The 16,569-nt window shown below is 65.4% G+C and carries 16 protein-coding genes; 2 read left to right on the top strand and 14 right to left on the bottom strand.

The window, feature by feature from the left end:
* The first annotated feature begins 23 nt into the window (after positions 1-23).
* Positions 24-1,265 (top strand): SfnB family sulfur acquisition oxidoreductase, encoded by a 1,242-nt coding sequence (locus DKG74_RS04320; protein ID WP_109903009.1) that lies wholly within the window; start codon positions 24-26, stop codon positions 1,263-1,265.
* A 60-nt stretch (positions 1,266-1,325) separates the two neighbouring features.
* On the opposite strand, the gene DKG74_RS04315 is transcribed toward DKG74_RS04320, so the two are convergent.
* The 3 genes from DKG74_RS04315 to DKG74_RS04305 are packed head-to-tail and all read right to left on the bottom strand — an operon-like array spanning position 1,326 to position 4,136.
* Entirely contained in the window at positions 1,326-1,916 is a 591-nt protein-coding gene (locus DKG74_RS04315; RefSeq protein WP_109903007.1) for a beta-class carbonic anhydrase, read from the bottom strand.
* An 11-nt stretch (positions 1,917-1,927) separates the two neighbouring features.
* Positions 1,928-2,818 carry a DUF3034 family protein gene (locus tag DKG74_RS04310; RefSeq protein ID WP_109903005.1) on the bottom strand — a complete coding sequence of 297 codons (891 nt, stop codon included), beginning with the start codon at positions 2,816-2,818 and terminating at the stop codon, positions 1,928-1,930.
* Positions 2,819-2,873: 55 nt separating this feature from the next.
* Positions 2,874-4,136, bottom strand: coding sequence for an SfnB family sulfur acquisition oxidoreductase (locus DKG74_RS04305; protein WP_109903003.1), 1,263 nt, complete (start codon positions 4,134-4,136; stop codon positions 2,874-2,876).
* 511 nt (positions 4,137-4,647) lie between these two features.
* Between DKG74_RS04305 and DKG74_RS21645 the strand changes: the two genes are divergently transcribed.
* Positions 4,648-4,974 carry a hypothetical protein gene (locus tag DKG74_RS21645; RefSeq protein WP_165837526.1) on the top strand — a complete coding sequence of 109 codons (327 nt, stop codon included), beginning with the start codon at positions 4,648-4,650 and terminating at the stop codon, positions 4,972-4,974.
* Positions 4,975-5,051: 77 nt separating this feature from the next.
* Here DKG74_RS21645 and DKG74_RS04295 read toward each other — a convergent pair whose 3' ends face one another.
* The 11 genes from DKG74_RS04295 to DKG74_RS04250 form a co-directional block, all read right to left on the bottom strand.
* The gene (locus DKG74_RS04295) at positions 5,052-5,561 is read right to left on the bottom strand and encodes an OsmC family protein (protein WP_109902999.1); all 510 of its coding nucleotides are present in this window, start codon (positions 5,559-5,561) and stop codon (positions 5,052-5,054) included.
* 10 nt (positions 5,562-5,571) lie between these two features.
* Positions 5,572-6,306: a helix-turn-helix domain-containing protein gene (locus DKG74_RS04290; RefSeq protein ID WP_243404017.1), complete on the bottom strand. Its 735-nt coding sequence runs from the start codon at positions 6,304-6,306 to the stop codon at positions 5,572-5,574.
* A 234-nt stretch (positions 6,307-6,540) separates the two neighbouring features.
* Positions 6,541-7,203, bottom strand: a complete 663-nt coding sequence (locus DKG74_RS04285) for an SOS response-associated peptidase (RefSeq protein WP_165837525.1) — start codon at positions 7,201-7,203, stop codon at positions 6,541-6,543.
* 196 nt (positions 7,204-7,399) lie between these two features.
* Positions 7,400-7,807 carry a 3TM-type holin gene (locus DKG74_RS04280; protein WP_109902995.1) on the bottom strand — a complete coding sequence of 136 codons (408 nt, stop codon included), beginning with the start codon at positions 7,805-7,807 and terminating at the stop codon, positions 7,400-7,402.
* Positions 7,808-8,401: an N-acetylmuramidase family protein gene (locus tag DKG74_RS04275; protein ID WP_165837524.1), complete on the bottom strand. Its 594-nt coding sequence runs from the start codon at positions 8,399-8,401 to the stop codon at positions 7,808-7,810. It lies immediately after the preceding gene.
* Complete coding sequence (locus tag DKG74_RS21640; RefSeq protein ID WP_165837523.1) at positions 8,398-8,610, bottom strand: hypothetical protein; 213 nt, start codon at positions 8,608-8,610, stop codon at positions 8,398-8,400. Before DKG74_RS21640 ends, DKG74_RS04275 begins: the two co-directional genes overlap by 4 nt.
* A gap of 4 nt (positions 8,611-8,614) precedes the next feature.
* On the bottom strand, positions 8,615-8,821 hold the full coding sequence (locus DKG74_RS04270) for a hypothetical protein (RefSeq protein WP_109902991.1): 207 nt from the start codon (positions 8,819-8,821) through the stop codon (positions 8,615-8,617).
* Positions 8,822-8,824: 3 nt separating this feature from the next.
* Entirely contained in the window at positions 8,825-9,541 is a 717-nt protein-coding gene (locus DKG74_RS04265) for a hypothetical protein (protein ID WP_109902989.1), read from the bottom strand.
* Between the two features lie 7 nt (positions 9,542-9,548).
* The gene (locus DKG74_RS04260) at positions 9,549-11,111 is read right to left on the bottom strand and encodes an FAD-dependent oxidoreductase (protein ID WP_109902987.1); all 1,563 of its coding nucleotides are present in this window, start codon (positions 11,109-11,111) and stop codon (positions 9,549-9,551) included.
* Positions 11,111-13,969 (bottom strand): phage tail fiber domain-containing protein, encoded by a 2,859-nt coding sequence (locus DKG74_RS04255; protein ID WP_109902985.1) that lies wholly within the window; start codon positions 13,967-13,969, stop codon positions 11,111-11,113. Before DKG74_RS04255 ends, DKG74_RS04260 begins: the two co-directional genes overlap by 1 nt.
* Positions 13,966-16,569 (bottom strand): hypothetical protein, encoded by a 2,604-nt coding sequence (locus DKG74_RS04250; protein ID WP_109902983.1) that lies wholly within the window; start codon positions 16,567-16,569, stop codon positions 13,966-13,968. The genes DKG74_RS04255 and DKG74_RS04250 overlap by 4 nt, the downstream gene beginning before the upstream one ends.

The raw sequence follows: 16,569 nt of genomic DNA, 5'->3' as shown, positions 1-16,569 counted from the left end.
TCACCATCAACAGGAAATCCGACATGACCGTTCATGAATCCATCAAGGCGCCGGCCGGCGTTCCCGGCGTGCCCCGTCCGGCGACCCCGGCCCATGTGATCGCGTCCGACGCCGAGGCGATCGCGGTCGCCCATAAGGTCGCGGCCGAAATCGTCAAGGGCGCGTCCGAGCGCGACCTGAACCGCAGCCTGCCGCTGGCCGAACTCGACCTCTATTCCCAGAGCGGGCTGTGGGGCATCAATGTGCCGAAGCGGTTCGGCGGCGCCGAAGTGTCCTACAAGACCCTGGTCAAGGTGATCGAGATCATCTCAGCCGCCGATCCGTCCATCGGTCAGATCACCCAGAACCATCTCGGCATCGTCGCCGCCATCCGCACGGTCTCGGACGAGGCGCAGCAGGCCCAGCTGTTCGGCGAAGTGCTGAAGGGCGTCCGCTTCGGCAACGCCTTCTCGGAATTCGGCTCGAAGCGCGCCGCCGATTTCGAGACCAGCTTTGTCGACGCGGGCGATCACGTGGTGGTCACCGGCAAGAAATTCTATTCCTCGGGCGCGATCCTCGCCCATCTGGTGCCCATCGTCGCGACCGACGACCAGGGCCGCGCCTGGTATGTGATCGCCGACCGCGACGCGGAAGGCCTCACCGTGATCAACGACTGGTCCGCCTTCGGCCAGCGCACGACTTTCTCCGGCACGGTGATCATCGACAATGTGAAGGTGCCGAAGAGCCATGTCGTGCCCGGTTACAAGGGCTACGAGAAGCCGTCGGCCGACGGCGCGATCTTCCAGATCATCCAGGTCGCGGTCGACACCGGCATCGCCAAGGCGGCCCTCGACGACACCATCGCATTCGTCAAATCGAAGAGCCGGCCGTGGATCGACAGCGGCCTCGACAAGGCGAGCGACGATCCCTACACGATCCAGGCCGTCGGCCGCCTCAGCATCCGGCTCCACGCCGCGCAGGCCCTGCTCTATCAGGCGGCGGAGGCCATCGACGACGCCCTGATCGACGCCACCGCCGAGAAGGTCGCCTGGGCGCAGGTGGTGACGGCGGAAGCCAAGGTCCTGTCGACCGAAATCGCCATCGAGGCGACCAATGTCCTGTTCGAGCTGGCCGGCACCCGCTCGACCCTCGCCGAGCATAATCTCGACCGGCATTGGCGCAACGCCCGGACCCACACGCTGCACGATCCGGTGCGCTGGAAATACGCCATCGTCGGCAATTACGTCCTGAACGACGTGAAGCCGCCGTTCCACGCCTGGAGCTGACAAGGCGCAAAGAAAGACCCCCGGCACCGCGCGGTGCCGGGGGTTTCCTTTTGCCTGGGATCAAGCGACGATCTTGCCCGCCGCCGTTGCATCCGGCACTTCGATCAGCCTGCCCGTGCGGACATCGTAGATGAAGCCATAAACCGGGATGTCGCCCGGCACCAGCGGATGGCTGCGGATACGCCGGACATCCTCGATCACGCTGCCGGCGAGGTCGCGGATGGTCAGCCAGTTGATGTAGCGCCCGGCGACGGAGCCGCCCTTGTGCTGCGGGTTGCTCCAGCTCTTGCCGTCGAAATGGGCGGTCGACAGATCATCGGCGAGCAGGTCGCCGATGATCTCGGTCGTGAAGAGTTCCATGCCGCAGTCGGTGTGATGGATGACGAACCATTCCTTCGTCCCCAGCAGCTTGTGCGAGATGACGAGGGAGCGGATGGCGTCGTCCGATGCCCGGCCGCCCGCGTTGCGGATGACATGGGCGTCGCCCTCCGCGAGCCCGGCGTATTTCGCCGGGTCGAGGCGGGCATCCATGCAGGTCAGGATGGCGAAGCCGCGCGCGGGCGGCAGGGCCAGCTTGCCCTTGTCGCCGAAATCGGCGGCATAGGCGTCGTTGGCGGCGGTGACTTCATGCAGGATCTTGCTCTCGCACATGGGCGTATCCTTCAGAAGGAGACTTGCAGCGAGGCATAGAGGCCCTGCTGGTCGTCTTCATTGGCGATGGAGCCGGCATTCACATAGGCGACGGTGAAGGAGACATTCTTCACCGGGAAATAGGCGACATGGATGTCCTGCCAGTCGTCTTCCTTGGCGAAGCCGAGGTTGTCGGGCTTGAAGCGATATTCGCCGCCGATGACGAAGTTGGAGGTCAGCAGATACTCGATCGAAATCTCGGGCTGCAGCTTGTAACTGTCCTCGCCCGGGCCGCCGAAGCCGAGGAGGCCGAATTGATTGGCCTTGGTCAGGCGCAGGGTGCCATTGACCAGCAGCTTCCAGTCGAGAAAGGCCTTGCTGGCGGCGAGGTAATAGTCGACGCCGCTGCTGTCCCTGGCGCCGATTGCCTTCAGGATGTTCTCCTGTCCCGAATCCTTGTACTGCACGCCGACCGCGACCTGCGGCAGCCACCATTTTTCCTGGTCGAGGGCGTCGCCGAACGCCCGCACCTTCAGGCCGGCGATATTGGTGAAGAAGGTCTTGTTCTTGCCGATGCCGAGTTTCCCGCCCACGGCTTCCGTGTCGAAGCCGAGCTGGGCGAAGGAAAGCTCGACCCGGTTGAACAGGCCGATGGCGACACCGCTCGAGGTCAGCGTGTAGTCGTCGGTCTTGGCGAAGGTCGTATAGGCGCTGCCGCCGATGGCCTCGCCCGAGCCGTAACCGGTGATGAGGGCCCAGGCGGCGAGACCGCCGCCGCCGGCGCCTTCGATGGTGTTGACGCCGCCGGTCGCGGTCGGCCGGGCGGAATCGAACAGGTCGCCCGCATGGGCGGGCAGGGCCCCGGCGAGAAGCGGCAAGGCGAGGGCGGTCGCGCCGGCGAGGCGCGTGACAAACTTGGACATGAGAAAACTCCAAAGGCAGGACCGGTGCCGCGCGGGGCACCGGCGAAAGCGTCGATCAGCTCCAGGGATGGCGGGGGGCCGAAACACCGTTCAGGTAGAAATTCCCGATGTGATAGGGCTTCCAGCGCGACGGATCGTGCAGGGTGTGAACCCGGCCGTTCCGCCAGTGCCGGTCGAGGTTATGCTCGGCCAGGGTGGAACGGGTGCCCGCCAGCTCGAACAGGCGGTTGGAGGCATCGAGCGCGATGCGGGTCGACAGGACCTTGGCCTCGGCGGTGGCGACGGTGGCGGCGTTGACCTTTTCCTCGGTCGGATCGGCCAGCGCCTCGTCGATCAGACGACCCGCCCGCTCCAACAGGGCTTCGGCGGCGTGCAGGCCGATTTCGAGTTCGCCCACGGCCTGGATGGTGAAGGGATCGTCACTCGCCCTTTCCTTGCCGGTGTCGATCCAGGCGCGGGATTTCGTCCGCACGAAGTCGATGGCGTCGGCGATGGCGCCGGCGCCGATGCCGGTGTCGATGGCCGCCTGGACGAATTGCGAGATGGCGCCCGCCGCCGTCGGCCGCTCGAACACCTTGATCGGGATGACGCGGCTCTTCGGCACGCGGACATTCTCGATGGTGACCGAGCCGGAGGCCGTGGTGCGCTGGCCGAAGCTCGACCAGTCGTTGGTGACGGTCAGGCCCGGCGCCTCGCGGTCGGCGAAGGCGATGTAACCTTTGCCATCCGTGGTGACCGAGATGATCGGCACGATATGGGCGAAGAGGGCACCCGTCGTGTAGAACTTCCGGCCGTTCACGACGGCCTCGTCACCCTCGAAGCGGATGATCGTCTCGAAAGCCGCGACAGTCTTGCTGTGCAGCTCCGAGAAGGCATTGCCGAAGCGATAGCCCTTCAGGACGAGACCGAAGAGATCACGCTTCTGCTCCTCCGTCCCGTCGAGGGCGAGATGGACCGAGAGCACGAGATGGTTCTGGGTGATCTGGCCGATCGCCGGATCGGCGGCCGAGATGATCTCGATGACCTTGCCGAGGGTCGCGTAGGAAACCCCGGCGCCGCCATGGGCCTTGGGAATGTTGATGCCCCAGAGGCCGCTCTGCGAATAGGCGTCGAGTTCGGCGATGGGCAGCAGGCCTTCGCGGTCGCGCAGTGCGGCCTCTGCGGAGAAGAGCGGCGCCAGCTGCCCGGCAACGGCAAGGGCCTCGGCATCGGAGGCGATGACATGGGCCGGCGTCACCGGCTTAGGCCGGGCCGCGAAGGACTCCGGTGTATTTACCCGCGGGGCGGTAGCGGGGTCGATCCTGGGAATGATGGTCATGGGGTCTGCCCGAAATCTTGTGAGGAAGGAGAATGCCTGTCATGCCCGTGCCGGGCCGTTCCGCGACAACAGGGAAGCGGAAGACGGCAGGTCAAGCGAAGCGGGTGGGACATGGAAGGTCTCCCTAATACGTCATAATGAGGTGAAATCAAAAATATTCTGATTTCAGAGTGTATTAAGCAATCTCCGTGCCAAGAAGCGGCGGTCTGGTTCGCGGCCCGGCGCCTCGATGCGCCGACGTCTGCCTGCGCGAAAATCAGCAGGGCGCGATCACCCGTGTTGATCGCGCAGCAGGGGCCGCGATGCCCGGTGAGACGCGCCGCGCCCACATCCGCTAAGGCGGATGTTCGGCCGCGCGCGCCGACAGCCCGTCCGTTGTGGCGGCCGTTCCTCCATTCGAGCGGAGGAAAGTGGTGATCATGGCGCCGTTACGTTTCACGGCGGGGGATTGGCGAATTAATCAGAGGGGGAGGCCGGTGCTGACCGGCGATACAGCCAGAAAGAAACGATCATGATGACCGCCCCGATGATGCAGATGCCCCAGATGATGAACGGCATGATGCCGATGATGCAGATGCCCCAGATGCCGATGATGGGCATGATGAACGGCATGATGCCGCAGATGATGAACGGCATGATGCCCATGATGATGCCGATGATGATGTGCAAGATGACCTGCGAGATGACGCCGCAGGGCATGATGTGCAAGATGGAGCCGATGGCCGGCATGGACATGGCGATGTTCAAGACCTGCTGCGAGCAGATGATGAACATGATGAAGATGGGGATGCCCTGCATGATGGCCTGCGGTGGCATGGCCATGATGTGCGTGGCCTGACCACGTCTTCCGCAGCATCGGAAAAAGGCCGGGGGTTGTCCTCCGGCCTTTCGCTTGTCCGGTCCGCGCTGGCGGACTTAGGCCGGGGGCGGGATCAGCAACTCGTGGGTCACCGGCACTGGGTTGCTGAACAGGTCGAGCACGGGGCAATGGCGATTTACGGCCGCGGTCAGCTCGGCATAGCGTTCCGCGGTTTCCGGACCGTCGATGGTTACCTTGACGCGGATCGCGCCGAAGCCCGGGCGAATGCCGTCGTCGACGCCGAAGAAGCCGCGCAGGTCGATATCGCCGTCGACCGCGACATGCAGCCGGTCGAAGGCGATACCGAGCAGCGCCGCCCAGACACGATAGGTGATGGCCTGGCACGAGCCGAGGGCGGCAAGGGCATATTCCACGGGGTTCGCCGCGGCATCGGCGCCGCCCAGGCTGGCCGGTTCATCGACGGTGAAGCGATGGCCGGAGCCGGTCGAAACCTCGACCCGGGTCGGGCCCGTCAGATCGTGGGCGGCCGCGAAGCGGGCAGCGGCCCGGCCCGGGTGCTCGGCGAAGAGCCGCACGAGCGGCCGAGGGTCGAGAGCAGATGTCATGGCGCGGCCTTCAGTCCTGCGGATCGACATAGGTCATGACCAGATACATGACCGCGTCGTCTCTTCCGATGTTGCGATAGGCGTGGGGAACATCCGCCTCGAAACGGATGGCGTCCCCGGCGGACAGTTCGTGACGCTGCTCGTCCACCGTGATCTCGACCCGGCCGCGCGTGACCACCAGATTCTCGGTCGTGCCGGGCGCATGGGGATCGGCGACCTCGTGACCGAGGAAAGCGAGACGCAGCTCGTAGAATTCCGTCCGCCGTTCCGCGGTGAAGGGAAACAGAGCGCGGGAGACGAACCGACCGTCGCGAGAAGTCAGGCTTTTCGCCTGATCGGCGCGCAGCACGACGGTGCCACTGTCCCCGCTCGGCGTGGTCAGGGCGGAAAAGGGTACGTTCAGCGACCGGGCGATCTTCCACAGGATGCTGATGCTGGGGGCGGAGCGCCCCTGTTCGATCTGCCCCAGCATCGACCGGCTGACACCGGATCGGGCGGACAGGCGCTCCAGCGACAGGCCCTGCCGGGTCCGCAGGCGCTTCAGGTTATGCGCCAGCGTGACGATCAGGATGTCGCCTTCCTCCTCGTGCAGGGGAGAGGCTTCGGCATCGTGCAGCGGCTCGGCGTCGGCGCCCCGCGACGGCTCACTTACCATGAAGCTGTCGGCCAATAGCCCACGGGCGACGGCACCATGATCCAGAACGGCACCCAGCACACCACGGGCATCGTCGCAGGCTGTGCGCAATCCACCGCCCTGGCGGCGGCCGGCCGACGGGCGAGACGATAGGCTTCGAGGCTGACGACGTTCTGCTGGGCGGACACGATGGACTCCGTCGAGTGATCCGGACCAAATTACAATGAGAACGTAGATATTGGAAATACCTATTCGAATAAAATGTTAAAATATATAAATAACCATTTAAAAATGTTAATTTAAGTGGGCCAACCCGCAGCCGATGATCTTGCCACTGAAGGAAGGTCAGAGAAGCCGGCGCGGGGGTTGGATCAGGCCTTCGTCATCATCGGCCACGCGGCCGACGCGGGCATCGACCAGCACATCGTCCCACGGGCCGGGGTCGGCGCGCAGCAGATGCGCGGGCGGTGTCGGCGCGGACAGCCATTCCGCGTGATCTTCGGCACGGACGATCACCGGCATCCGGTCGTGGATGTGGCGCAGGGCAGGCGCGGCATCGGTGACAACGATGGTGTGGGAGACGATCTCCCGCCCCTCGGGCGAGCGCCAGAGCGACCACAGGCCGGCGAAGCTGATCGTCTCCGCTCCCGGGCGCTGGATCAGATACGGCTGCTTGGAGCGCCCGACCGTATGCCATTCGTACCAGCCCGACGCCGGCACGAGGCAGCGCGCCTGATACCAGGGGCCGCGATAGAGTCGGGATTGCTCCAGCCCCTCGGCCCGCGCATTGATCGTCGCGATGCGGATGTCGGCAATGCTGCCGACCCAGGGCGGAATCATGCCCCAGCGGCTCCAGGCGAGGTCGCGGTTCGCGCGCACGATGGGCACGATCTGCGTCGGCGCGACATTATAGCGGGGTTGCAGGTTGGACGGCTGCGCGTCCGCTGTCAGGCTGTAGAGCCTGTGAATATCCCGCCAGCTCAGACGATAGGTGTAGCGACCGCACATGGGCTGAGAGACTTCGAGGCAGGGGCGGGAAGTGCCCCGTGGTGCCGGCGCGCGGAATTGAACCGCGGACCTACTGATTACGAATGAGCGTGCAGTCATTGCATGTCAATGCCTTAGAGCGTCAACCCATTCCCGTTCGAGCGTATTTGGACGAAGAGTTGCACAATTTCGTCCGCAGTCGGCGAGCGCCTGCCGACTACCTTTTGAGACTGGCGGCTACTGCGCCAGCGGTCGCGGGCAGCGTCTTCTCCGCCGACCGGCCGATCACATAGCCCCCGATGCCCCATTCCACGATGTCCCAGAGGTGCGTGTATTCGGCCTCCGACAGGTCGGGCGCGGCCCAACCGAACCAGCGCGCGGTGATCAGGCCGGCGAAAAGCAGCATGACGATGGGACGCCAGGTGGCGGTCAGCCAGTGTTCGGACGCCGCCTCGGTCTTGATGATGTCGGCGGCCGCAGCTTCGATGGACGCGCTCTGCTCCATGAGCTTCATCTGTATCTGCAGCTGGGCCTGGGCGGCCTGCGCGGGATCGGGAAACAGGCTCTTGAGCACGTCCCCAAGGATGGGGCCAAGCACCGGCAAGAGGGCAGCGAGCACGGGCATTCACGTCTCCTTGCCGCCAGCCTTGCGCCAGGCATCGGCGAGTTTGGTGTTGTAGGCGTTGACCATGTAACGGGGTCCGTTGTAGCCGCGCGCGAAGGTAGACCAGTCGTGGCGGCGCAGGGGCTGGTCGAGACCCTTGGCCTTGAGGAAGGCGACGAAGGCCGCCAGCTGCGCCGGCTCGCCGCGAGCCATCGCCAGGGTGAAGGCCGGCACATCGGGTTCCTCGAGCGAGCCGAAGCCGCAGAAGCCCGCGTTGTGGCCCATGATCTGGAACAGGCCCCAGCTGGTGGCCGACAGCGCCGCCTCGTGATCGAGCACCGAGGCGCGTTTCAGCCGCGCCCATTGTTCCGCCTGCGTCTTCGGATAGGGCAGTGCGCCCCACTTCTCATAAGAGATATCGGGGGCCTGATCGTCGAAGCGCCCCTGCGTCAATCGCGAGAAAACATGCGGCTCGAACAGGATAATCGGGCGCCCATCATCGCCCATGCCGCGCCCCCCGCTCTCGACGGCGATCACCGCCTTGACAGCCGGCAGGTCGCAGGCCAGGGCGCCGGCGGCAGCGGTCAGGTCATCGGGGGTCAGGCGCGAGATCACAGCCGCATCCAGTCGACAAGCTTGAGAACGAGGCCGCCCAACGCCGCCCCCGCGCCGCCGACCAGCAGCAGCATCCGCCAGCCGCCCCGCGCTTCGGTGAGCAGCGATTTGATCTCCCTCACGTCAGCTTTCAGCGTCCGCAGCTCTTCCTCGATGTTGTCGACCTTGGTCTCGACACGGGTCAAACGATCACGCTCCTCGGGTTCCATGGGATTACTCCTCGCTCACGGCCTGTGCGGCCAGCCACGCCGCGACGCGCTCCGGCGTCCAGTGCTCGGCACAGGCGGCTTGAACCTCTGGCGTCTCGCCAGATACGTCGGCACCGGGGGAAATGACGCGCCGGTGATAGTCGCCGGCCTCGTCGACCTCGCGGAGCTGAATGGGACCGAGGGTGTGGCGCTCGATAAGGTCGATCAGCATGGCTCAAATCCAGTATTTAACGGCGAGGTTGATGGTATGAGGCAGACCCGACGAAAGGTTCGCGATTGTCATGGTCGCGGTCGACGCTGCGGCGATATTGGTCTGGAGCATGATGTACGCCTGGTTGGGCGATACGCGCGCCACAGGCGTACCCGTGTAACCCGTAAAGCGCGCGTTGAGCAGCTGGATATGGCCACCGCCGATGACAGCCCCAGACAGGAAAGGCAGGCCATTGATGATGAAATTGCCGGCGGCCGTCGTCCACGTCGGGGTAAAATTGCCATCGAGCGTTGCTTCGACCCGGTTGCCGACCCGCTCATATTTTCCGCTCAGGGTATTTGACGTCACGGCGAGATCGCCGGGCGTGGAGAAGGATGGAGAAGGGGTCCATGCCCCCTCTTCCGGCATCGAGCTGTCCGGCATCACAAGGACGCCGGAATAACATGTAACTGTATAGATGGCGTTGGCGCGGATCGTGCCGGCTGGCAGGGACGCCCCGGCGGGCGTCATCACGGGCACAGCCGTCCGGCCGCCCCACGATATGGTGACCGCGCCAGTATTGGTCCATGCCGCGCGAAAGCGCAGCGTCATGCCGTCGGTCAGATCGGGCAGGCCGCCGCGCGACAGCTCGAGCGCGTTGGCGGTACCGCCCGCGATGCCGCACCACCAGACCTGCGAGGTCCAGCGTGCCGTGGCGTCGGAGAAAATCCGGTTCAGCATGGCGGCCTCACAGGTGATAGGGGTCGAGGGCGATTACATGGCCTCGACCGGTCAGCGCTGACTGAACCTGCGCGATTTCGTCCTTGGCCTGTTCGTGCACGGTGCGCCCGCCATCGAGGGCCAGCGCCGCGATGACGCCAGCAGCCGCGCCCGTGTTCATCCTGTCCTTTTCCATCCGCAAAGACCACTGCGCGACCGCGGAGAGACTGATGTTCGATGCCACCAGCAGGTTACTCGCCTCCGCTTCCTTGGGCAGCAGGCAGCGGGCCGGGACCTGATAGGGCAGGGTCCGATAGGTGAGCGGCGGGGCACCGGTGATCGGGAACGGGATCTTTGTGCCGGGCACGCCGAAGCGGGCGTTCTCGACGATCATCGGGAGCCCTGGCCCCTGCGCGAAGGTGCCCATGATGTGGGTGTCCAGCGAATAGGTGCCGACCGCGATGGCGTCACTCTTGGTGATGAACTGCTGCGTATCGTTCTGGTTCAGGACGTATTCGCCGATGAGGCGGCGGCCCGCGCGCACATAGAGCTGGCGCGCAATCCGGTGATTGTCGGGGAATTCACCGATGGCGTAACCGTAGGGCAGCATCGAGGCGCGCAGGGATGCAGGGGAGGACGGCGAGTTGGACTGCCACCAGTGCCAGCCGATCCAGTAGGCATAGGCCTTGTCATAGATCGCGTCTCGCTCGGCCCAAGAGGCTTCAACCCACTCGCGGCCGGAATAGGCCCAGAGGTCGCTGTTGTGGTCGAATTCACCCTCCTGCGTCGGGGATCCGGGCTTCCACTCCGACGGGGCCTGACGGATCAGAAGCTCGATCAGGCTTTCGTCATACCCCGGCGGCTCGAAAAATCGGGTTGCCCGCTTGCCGGCGCGAAGCGTGATCGTAGTGCGCAGGCCAAGCGGCATGACCCTGTCGTCGGCATCGCCGACCGTCAGGCCGATGGGGTAATCCTCGACGCCGAACAGCTTTTCGCCGGCCTGGTTGTAGGGGATGATCGACGAGGTCGCCAGATGCTTGCCCCAGCCGGCCAGTGTCTCGCCATAGACCGTATCGGCTTCGCGGCCAAGGATCGTCGACACCCCGGCGGCATGCATGAGGTCACCCTCCTCCGTCGCCTCGACGAAGATATCGGCGGTGAAGATGTGATGGTTGCCGTCGCTGTCGGCGCAGGTGATCGCATCGATGACGGTACCGGTCATATTGACCGACAGCAGGCGAAGGCCGGTCTTCGGGATCATGCGCGGGACCTGTCGCAGGCGGCGGCCGACCAGATATTCCGTCGCGGCGGACTGCCCCCGAAGGTTGACGGCCGTCGATCCCCACATCGCGGCGATGTCTTTGAAAAAATTTCCGGTGACGAAATCGCCGATGGTCTTGCCGCCGTAGGTGCCATAGTCCGTCGCCGTAAGCGAATTGATCGACATGGCGCCGATGTGATCGTCTGGCGTTACCAGAATTGCCGTGCGTTCCCCGCCATCGATGGCAGCGAAAGCCTCAACGGTCTTGAAGGAAGCAGCCGAGCCACCGTAGACGACAAGTCCGGCCTTGGGGTAGTGAATCTCAGCCATCAGCCAATGCCTCCCGCCTGGTTCCCGACGGTGACGACATTGCGAATTTCGCAGCCGTTCACCCCATGGACGATGCCTTCGATGCCATATTTCTGGGTGACCTGACCGCCGCCACCGGACAGCGTGGTGCTAGACCGCGTGATGGCAGCCCCTGTCTCCGCGAGCGTAAAGGCATCATGGGCGTTACCGGGATAGTCACCGGCAAGAGCAAGGCGGGCCTGCCATGCGCGTGTGCCCCATGTCATCTTGGCAATGGTGGCATTGGCGCTGGCGTTCAGAGCCGCTGCCGCCGCCGTCATCGTATCGTCGACGGTGGCGCCGATCTGCACTTCCAGATCGCCCGGCGTGCCGGACACAAAGGTCACGCGGACGCCGCCAATGCTGATCCAATCGCCAGCACTCGGATTGACCTCGAACTTGATGTGGCATTCGACCGAAAGTGCGATGGGCGAGGACACGGACACGCCGGTCCCGGAACAGGCCAGCCACATGTCGGAATAGACCGTGCCGCCGGGGTCTGAGATCAGCGTCAGGCGGGCATGGGCGCGGCGCTGGATGTAGATGAGCTTGGCGATTTCCGCGTCAGCACTGGCATTACAGAAGGCGGCCAGCGCGGTCACGGTGTCGTCGAGTGTCGCGCCGATTTGCACCTGCATGTCCATCGATAAGGAGGCCACGAAGGTGATGACGCGCCCGTTCAGGGTGATCGTTTCCCCCGCCGCCGGGTTGGCTGTGAAGCTGAACCAGCCGGAATTGTTGCGTGCTGACGCCGAAAATCCGGACCAGCCGCCGTCGATGATCAGGGATCGGACGCCGGGGGCGACATAGATGCCGGAGTAGCTGCCGAGGCTCTCAAGGCTGTTGCCGTTGACCTGGGGGTGCTTGATGTACGACGGCAGTGGCGCCTGCGCCAGAACGGCGATGCCCCATTTCTTGCAGTCTTTCGCAATGGGGTTGATCAGCCTGAAGTTGCCGAAAAAATTGACGTCGATCAGGTAGCCGACATCGTTCTGAGGTCCATCAGCGGTGCCATGATCGATCGTGATGTCCTCGCCAGCCGACAGGTGGAAGCCGTGGCTCGTTTGCGCGCGCGCGCTATGATCGTGCCAGTAACATTTTCGGGGGGCCTGAATATCGGCAAAGCCCGTATCCAGGCCGGTCGAGAAGGTCCAGACCGACTTGGCGCCGCGATAGGTTCGGGCCCATTTCGAGACGAGACCCGGGCTGCCGCCAGAACCCACGTTCGGCCCGACCGCATCCCAGATGGGGTTCAGATCGGTCGGCGAGGAGACGGCATAGAGGCGTTCGCGGGTCCAGTAGGTGACCACGTTCGATTGGTTTTCGCCCAGCAGCAGGTTGCCATATGTCGTGATGTAATCCAGCTGTTCCAGCCCGATATGAACGCCATAGACGCGGCCGCTTGCCGGCGTGCCCCGCACGCCGATGTCGAGGTATTCGGCACGGAGATAGGTGATCAGCAGCGTGTCTGTGCCGCCCTTGACCAGAAGGCCGGTGCCGATCGGTGGATCGGCGGCCACATCGTCACAGGGCCACCCGCGCAGGAACCATTCGCCCGCCATGACGCAGTTTTGGGCCGCAAAGGACAGGATCGTCACCCCGGGCGCCGCCGCGTAGAGTGTGGGCAGGCCCAGCCCGACGCGGGAGATGATGGTTTTGCCCCGCAAGGTGCCAAGATCGAGGTCTTCGATGATCGGAAGCGGCACCGTGATGATTACGACGTTGGCATTAGCCAGCGCGCGCTCCAGCATCCGGCCGCCGTTCCACGGATCCGTCGGGACCCAGTAATCTTCGACGTACACCGCTTCGGCGAGGTGCTGCGCGATGGTGCGGGGATGCAGGATGTCGGCCCAGGGGGAGTCGATCTTGGGCAGATCGGTCGTGGAAAGGCGTCGCGGCACGGGGATCGAGGGTTTGCCCGACGGCTTCTGCAAGCCGGCCAGAAACGACCCGGCCGGAAAGAGGCCATAGGTCCCGGTGTAGACGCCCCAGGTCTGGCCGTTGGCGTCGATGATGCCGTCGGCCGGGGACTTGATCTCCCAGAAATCGCCCGCGTAACTTTCGCCGTTCTGGATGGCGACCAGAAAGCCGGCGGCGAAGGTGCCGCCGGACAGGAATTCAGGCGGGCGGACCCACGGGGCGTCGAGGGCGTCGACCATCCACGGACCGCGATCCTTGGACGGGCTTTGGTTGGGCAGAAGAACGATATCACCGACCTCAAGGTCGTAATCGTCGACCAGCGTCGGCGGCGCGCTCAGGTCGATCTGTTCAGCTGCCAGCACGGTGGCGATGATGTCCGGCACGGGGCCGGTCGAGGGCTCTTCGCCGCCACCACCGGCCGGCAACTGCGCTTCGGCGATCAGGTCGCGCACCTGGCCCAGGGTGGCTGCATCGGTATCGGCTTCACCGGGGCCAAGGTTGATGATGCGATGCCCCGCGGCATCCCATCGGTCGCCCGCGTCGAGGGCCATTGCCCGGCCGATCAGCAAGGCGTGATCCTGCGCGATCATCGTCAGGCGATCGAGGGCATCTTCCGTTGCAACCGCGGGGAATTTCTGGCCTTCCTGCCATTCCGTGAGCTGGATCGGCGCCGTTCGCCGCCGAATGACGATGCGCACGGCGTGCGCGGGCGGCACAGCGAAGACGACCGTTCCGCCCAGAGGCGCGCCGGCACCGGTCACGGCATAGTCAGGGCCGAGGACCAGGACATGTTCAGCATTGGCGAGCACGCGGCTGACCACCAGATATTCGGCGGCGAGGAAGGGGAAGGGTACGGCGAAGACGGTGGAGGCGCCGTCGCCGGTATAGTCGATCCGGGGGGAGGTGGCGGCGATGGTCATTTGAAGATCGTCTCCCGCGGCAGGTAGAAGCGCTGGTCGTAGATGCGTTTCATCGACTGTTCCTGCCGGCGCAGAGTGCCGGGCGTCACAAACTCGCGCAGTGAGTTCAGAACGAGCACGTCGAAGGCCTGGCGCCCCCACCAGATGTTCGCGAAGGGAGCGTTGTTGATCACCGCGTTGAGGACATCCGCCGCCTTGGCGTCGCCATGGGACACTTTCAGGATCACCTGAAGCAGCTGCGAGGCGGAGCCGATGGCGGGGCCGGCGGCTGTGTCCAGCACGGTGTTACCGAAGCGCGAGACATCGGCGAAGAGAAAGTCACCGAAGATGCCGGCGCCGCCGCCCTGCACCAGCGCGGCGAGGATGGTGGCCGGATCGCCCGGGTCGCGCGGCGGCCAGCGGCCCTTCAGCACGTCCTTCATGGTCAGGGCGGCGTAGCCGCCCAGCAGCAGGCCGGCGGTGAGCGTCCCGATGTGGCGCCAGTTGCCGGCGGCGCGCTGGCCCCTGGTCGCGCCGGCGCCGCCAAAGAAGGCGCGGCCCAGGGCGCGGTTGGTGAAGGCGATCATGAAACTGCGGCCGGAGGTGATGAAGCGCATCACCTCGCCCGCACGCGTGCCGGCGCGGGTGCCCTGCAGGGCGAGGCGGCGGGAGGCGGCGTCGGGCCGCATGTGGGCGTAGTCCACCTCGTCCGCGATGAAACGCTGCACGTCCATCAGGACCTCGTCGCGCGCCTCGGCGATCAGGCGGGCGCGGGCGGCGGCGATCTTCACGTCCTTGTCCGGGCCGCGCATCCGCTCCGCGATCGCCTTCAGGCGATCGGCGATCAGCGGCAGATAGGCGTCGTCGGCCAGGGCGCCGGCGCGATCCGGGGTGATATAGGCGGTGCCGCCCTCGTCGAGGCGCTGGACGCTGGTCCGGATGATCTCCCATTTCTCGGCGGTGATGCCGTTCAGGCCGAGGACATGGGCGAACCGCGGCGGCAGTTCTCCCCAGGCACGATGCGCGTGCAGGGCGAGGTCGGCCGAGACGATGCGGGCGGCGGTCGCGCGCAGCACGTCGTCCCACCACTGGGCGCCCTGCCATTTGAACAGGGCCGTGGTCATCTTGGAGAGATAGCCCACCGGGCCGTCCAGTGTGTGCTGGGTGCCCAGGATATGTTCGATCAGGCCCTGATAGCCCTCGCCGGCCAGAAAGGCGACCTGCTGGCGCTCGCCCTTGGGGCGCCCGTCGAGAAAGCCCGCGATCTGACGGGTGAAGGTGCGAAAGAAGCCGCTGCCCCGGAACATGCCGGCTGCGGCGGCCATGACCGGATCGGTCGGCACGGCAGAAATGATCGCGCTGCCATATTTCGACAGCATGGTGAAGTTGCGCATGCCCGCGAACCAGCGGGCAGCGGTGATGTTCACCGCCTGGCGGGTGACGCCGGTCAGCTCCTTGTAGGCATCGCCGATGGCGGAGCCGTCGAAATCCAGCCGCTTGACCAGTTTTTCCCGCCGGGCGGGGTCGAGGGCGGGATCGTCGCGCAAGGCGCGCTTCTGCGCTTCGAGGAGGCTGCGGATCATCACTTCGGGGTTCGGGCCGAAGACATCCATCTGGCCGATGACGGCGGCGGCGCGCCGCTGGTGCAGGATCATCGCGGCGAAGATATTGCCGTAGCCGAATTGCCCCTGATATTCGTGCTGCGCCGCCGCGTCGATGAAATGCAGTTCCCGTTCGTGTTCCAGCCGGCGGGCAATGCGGGACGGTCCCTGATGCTCGCCCTTCGCGGCGGCATTGGGCGCGCGGGCGACGCCGGTGGTGATCGTCCGATAGATATCGGCAAGGGCCGTGCGCGCGCTTTCCGGCGTCGCGTCCTTGCCGAAGGACCGGGTGAGGTCGAGGCGGGGCAGGATGGCGTCGATCCATTTGTCCTGCCCCGCCTTGATCAGCTTCACCGCGTCGTGGATCTGCGGCGCCCAGCCCTCCAGCTTGCCGATGACGGCGCCCAGGCGGTTGGCGCTCTTGCGGGCCAGCTCGGCCCAGGCGGCGAAGCCCCGGGCGATGTGAACCGCGTCGTCATTGCCGGTGATGCCGGGCGTGCCGCCGTCGCGCAGCTCGTGCATCTCGCGGCGGATGTCGAGGTTCAGGGTGTCGTCGTCGATGATGTCGGCCAGATGCGGCCGCGCCTCGAACACCTCGGCCATCAGGCCGCCGGTCAGGCGGTTGTCCCACGACTTCACCACGGCGCCGGCGCTGAAGCGGCCCATCTCGATACCCTGCTGGCTGCCCTCGAGGAGGGACAGCACCGCCTGCGGCCGGTTCATGCCGCCTCCGACCATGGTGGCGATCTGGTTGTCCAGCCGGTCGCGCTTGAGGATGGTCAGGGCGGCGTTGCGGCGCTGGCGGGCGGCCTCGATGCGGATGCCCTCCGCCTCTTCCCTGATCGCATTTTCCAGCTTGTCGTTCAGTCCGGCGGCGCCCGTCTCGGCGCCGAGCTTCGCGCGGACTTCGTCCACGCGGTCGAGCACGCGGTTCAGTTCCCACTCGTTCAGCTTGTCGCCGGTCACCGCGCGGGCGGCGGCGATGCAGGCGGCGCGGGTGACGGGTTTCATGCGGGCCAT

Origin of the sequence: Zavarzinia aquatilis (assembly GCF_003173035.1) — a bacterium.
Classification (GTDB): Bacteria; Pseudomonadota; Alphaproteobacteria; order Zavarziniales; family Zavarziniaceae; genus Zavarzinia; species Zavarzinia aquatilis.
The sequence above is the reverse complement of the archived record's forward strand: the minus strand, read 5'-3'. Positions and strand labels throughout refer to the sequence as shown.

What these genes read in the sequence shown, in the direction of transcription:
- DKG74_RS04250 (WP_109902983.1), bottom strand. Translation starts at nt 16,569, where the DNA reads ATGGCCCGCATGAAACCCGTCACCCGCGCCGCCTGCATCGCCGCCGCC.
- DKG74_RS04305 (WP_109903003.1), bottom strand. Translation starts at nt 4,136, where the DNA reads ATGACCATCATTCCCAGGATCGACCCCGCTACCGCCCCGCGGGTAAAT.
- DKG74_RS04255 (WP_109902985.1), bottom strand. Translation starts at nt 13,969, where the DNA reads ATGACCATCGCCGCCACCTCCCCCCGGATCGACTATACCGGCGACGGC.
- DKG74_RS04285 (WP_165837525.1), bottom strand. Translation starts at nt 7,203, where the DNA reads ATGTGCGGTCGCTACACCTATCGTCTGAGCTGGCGGGATATTCACAGG.
- DKG74_RS21645 (WP_165837526.1), top strand. Translation starts at nt 4,648, where the DNA reads ATGATGACCGCCCCGATGATGCAGATGCCCCAGATGATGAACGGCATG.
- DKG74_RS04265 (WP_109902989.1), bottom strand. Translation starts at nt 9,541, where the DNA reads ATGCTGAACCGGATTTTCTCCGACGCCACGGCACGCTGGACCTCGCAG.
- DKG74_RS04320 (WP_109903009.1), top strand. Translation starts at nt 24, where the DNA reads ATGACCGTTCATGAATCCATCAAGGCGCCGGCCGGCGTTCCCGGCGTG.
- DKG74_RS04310 (WP_109903005.1), bottom strand. Translation starts at nt 2,818, where the DNA reads ATGTCCAAGTTTGTCACGCGCCTCGCCGGCGCGACCGCCCTCGCCTTG.
- DKG74_RS21640 (WP_165837523.1), bottom strand. Translation starts at nt 8,610, where the DNA reads ATGGAACCCGAGGAGCGTGATCGTTTGACCCGTGTCGAGACCAAGGTC.
- DKG74_RS04260 (WP_109902987.1), bottom strand. Translation starts at nt 11,111, where the DNA reads ATGGCTGAGATTCACTACCCCAAGGCCGGACTTGTCGTCTACGGTGGC.
- DKG74_RS04295 (WP_109902999.1), bottom strand. Translation starts at nt 5,561, where the DNA reads ATGACATCTGCTCTCGACCCTCGGCCGCTCGTGCGGCTCTTCGCCGAG.
- DKG74_RS04315 (WP_109903007.1), bottom strand. Translation starts at nt 1,916, where the DNA reads ATGTGCGAGAGCAAGATCCTGCATGAAGTCACCGCCGCCAACGACGCC.
- DKG74_RS04270 (WP_109902991.1), bottom strand. Translation starts at nt 8,821, where the DNA reads ATGCTGATCGACCTTATCGAGCGCCACACCCTCGGTCCCATTCAGCTC.
- DKG74_RS04280 (WP_109902995.1), bottom strand. Translation starts at nt 7,807, where the DNA reads ATGCCCGTGCTCGCTGCCCTCTTGCCGGTGCTTGGCCCCATCCTTGGG.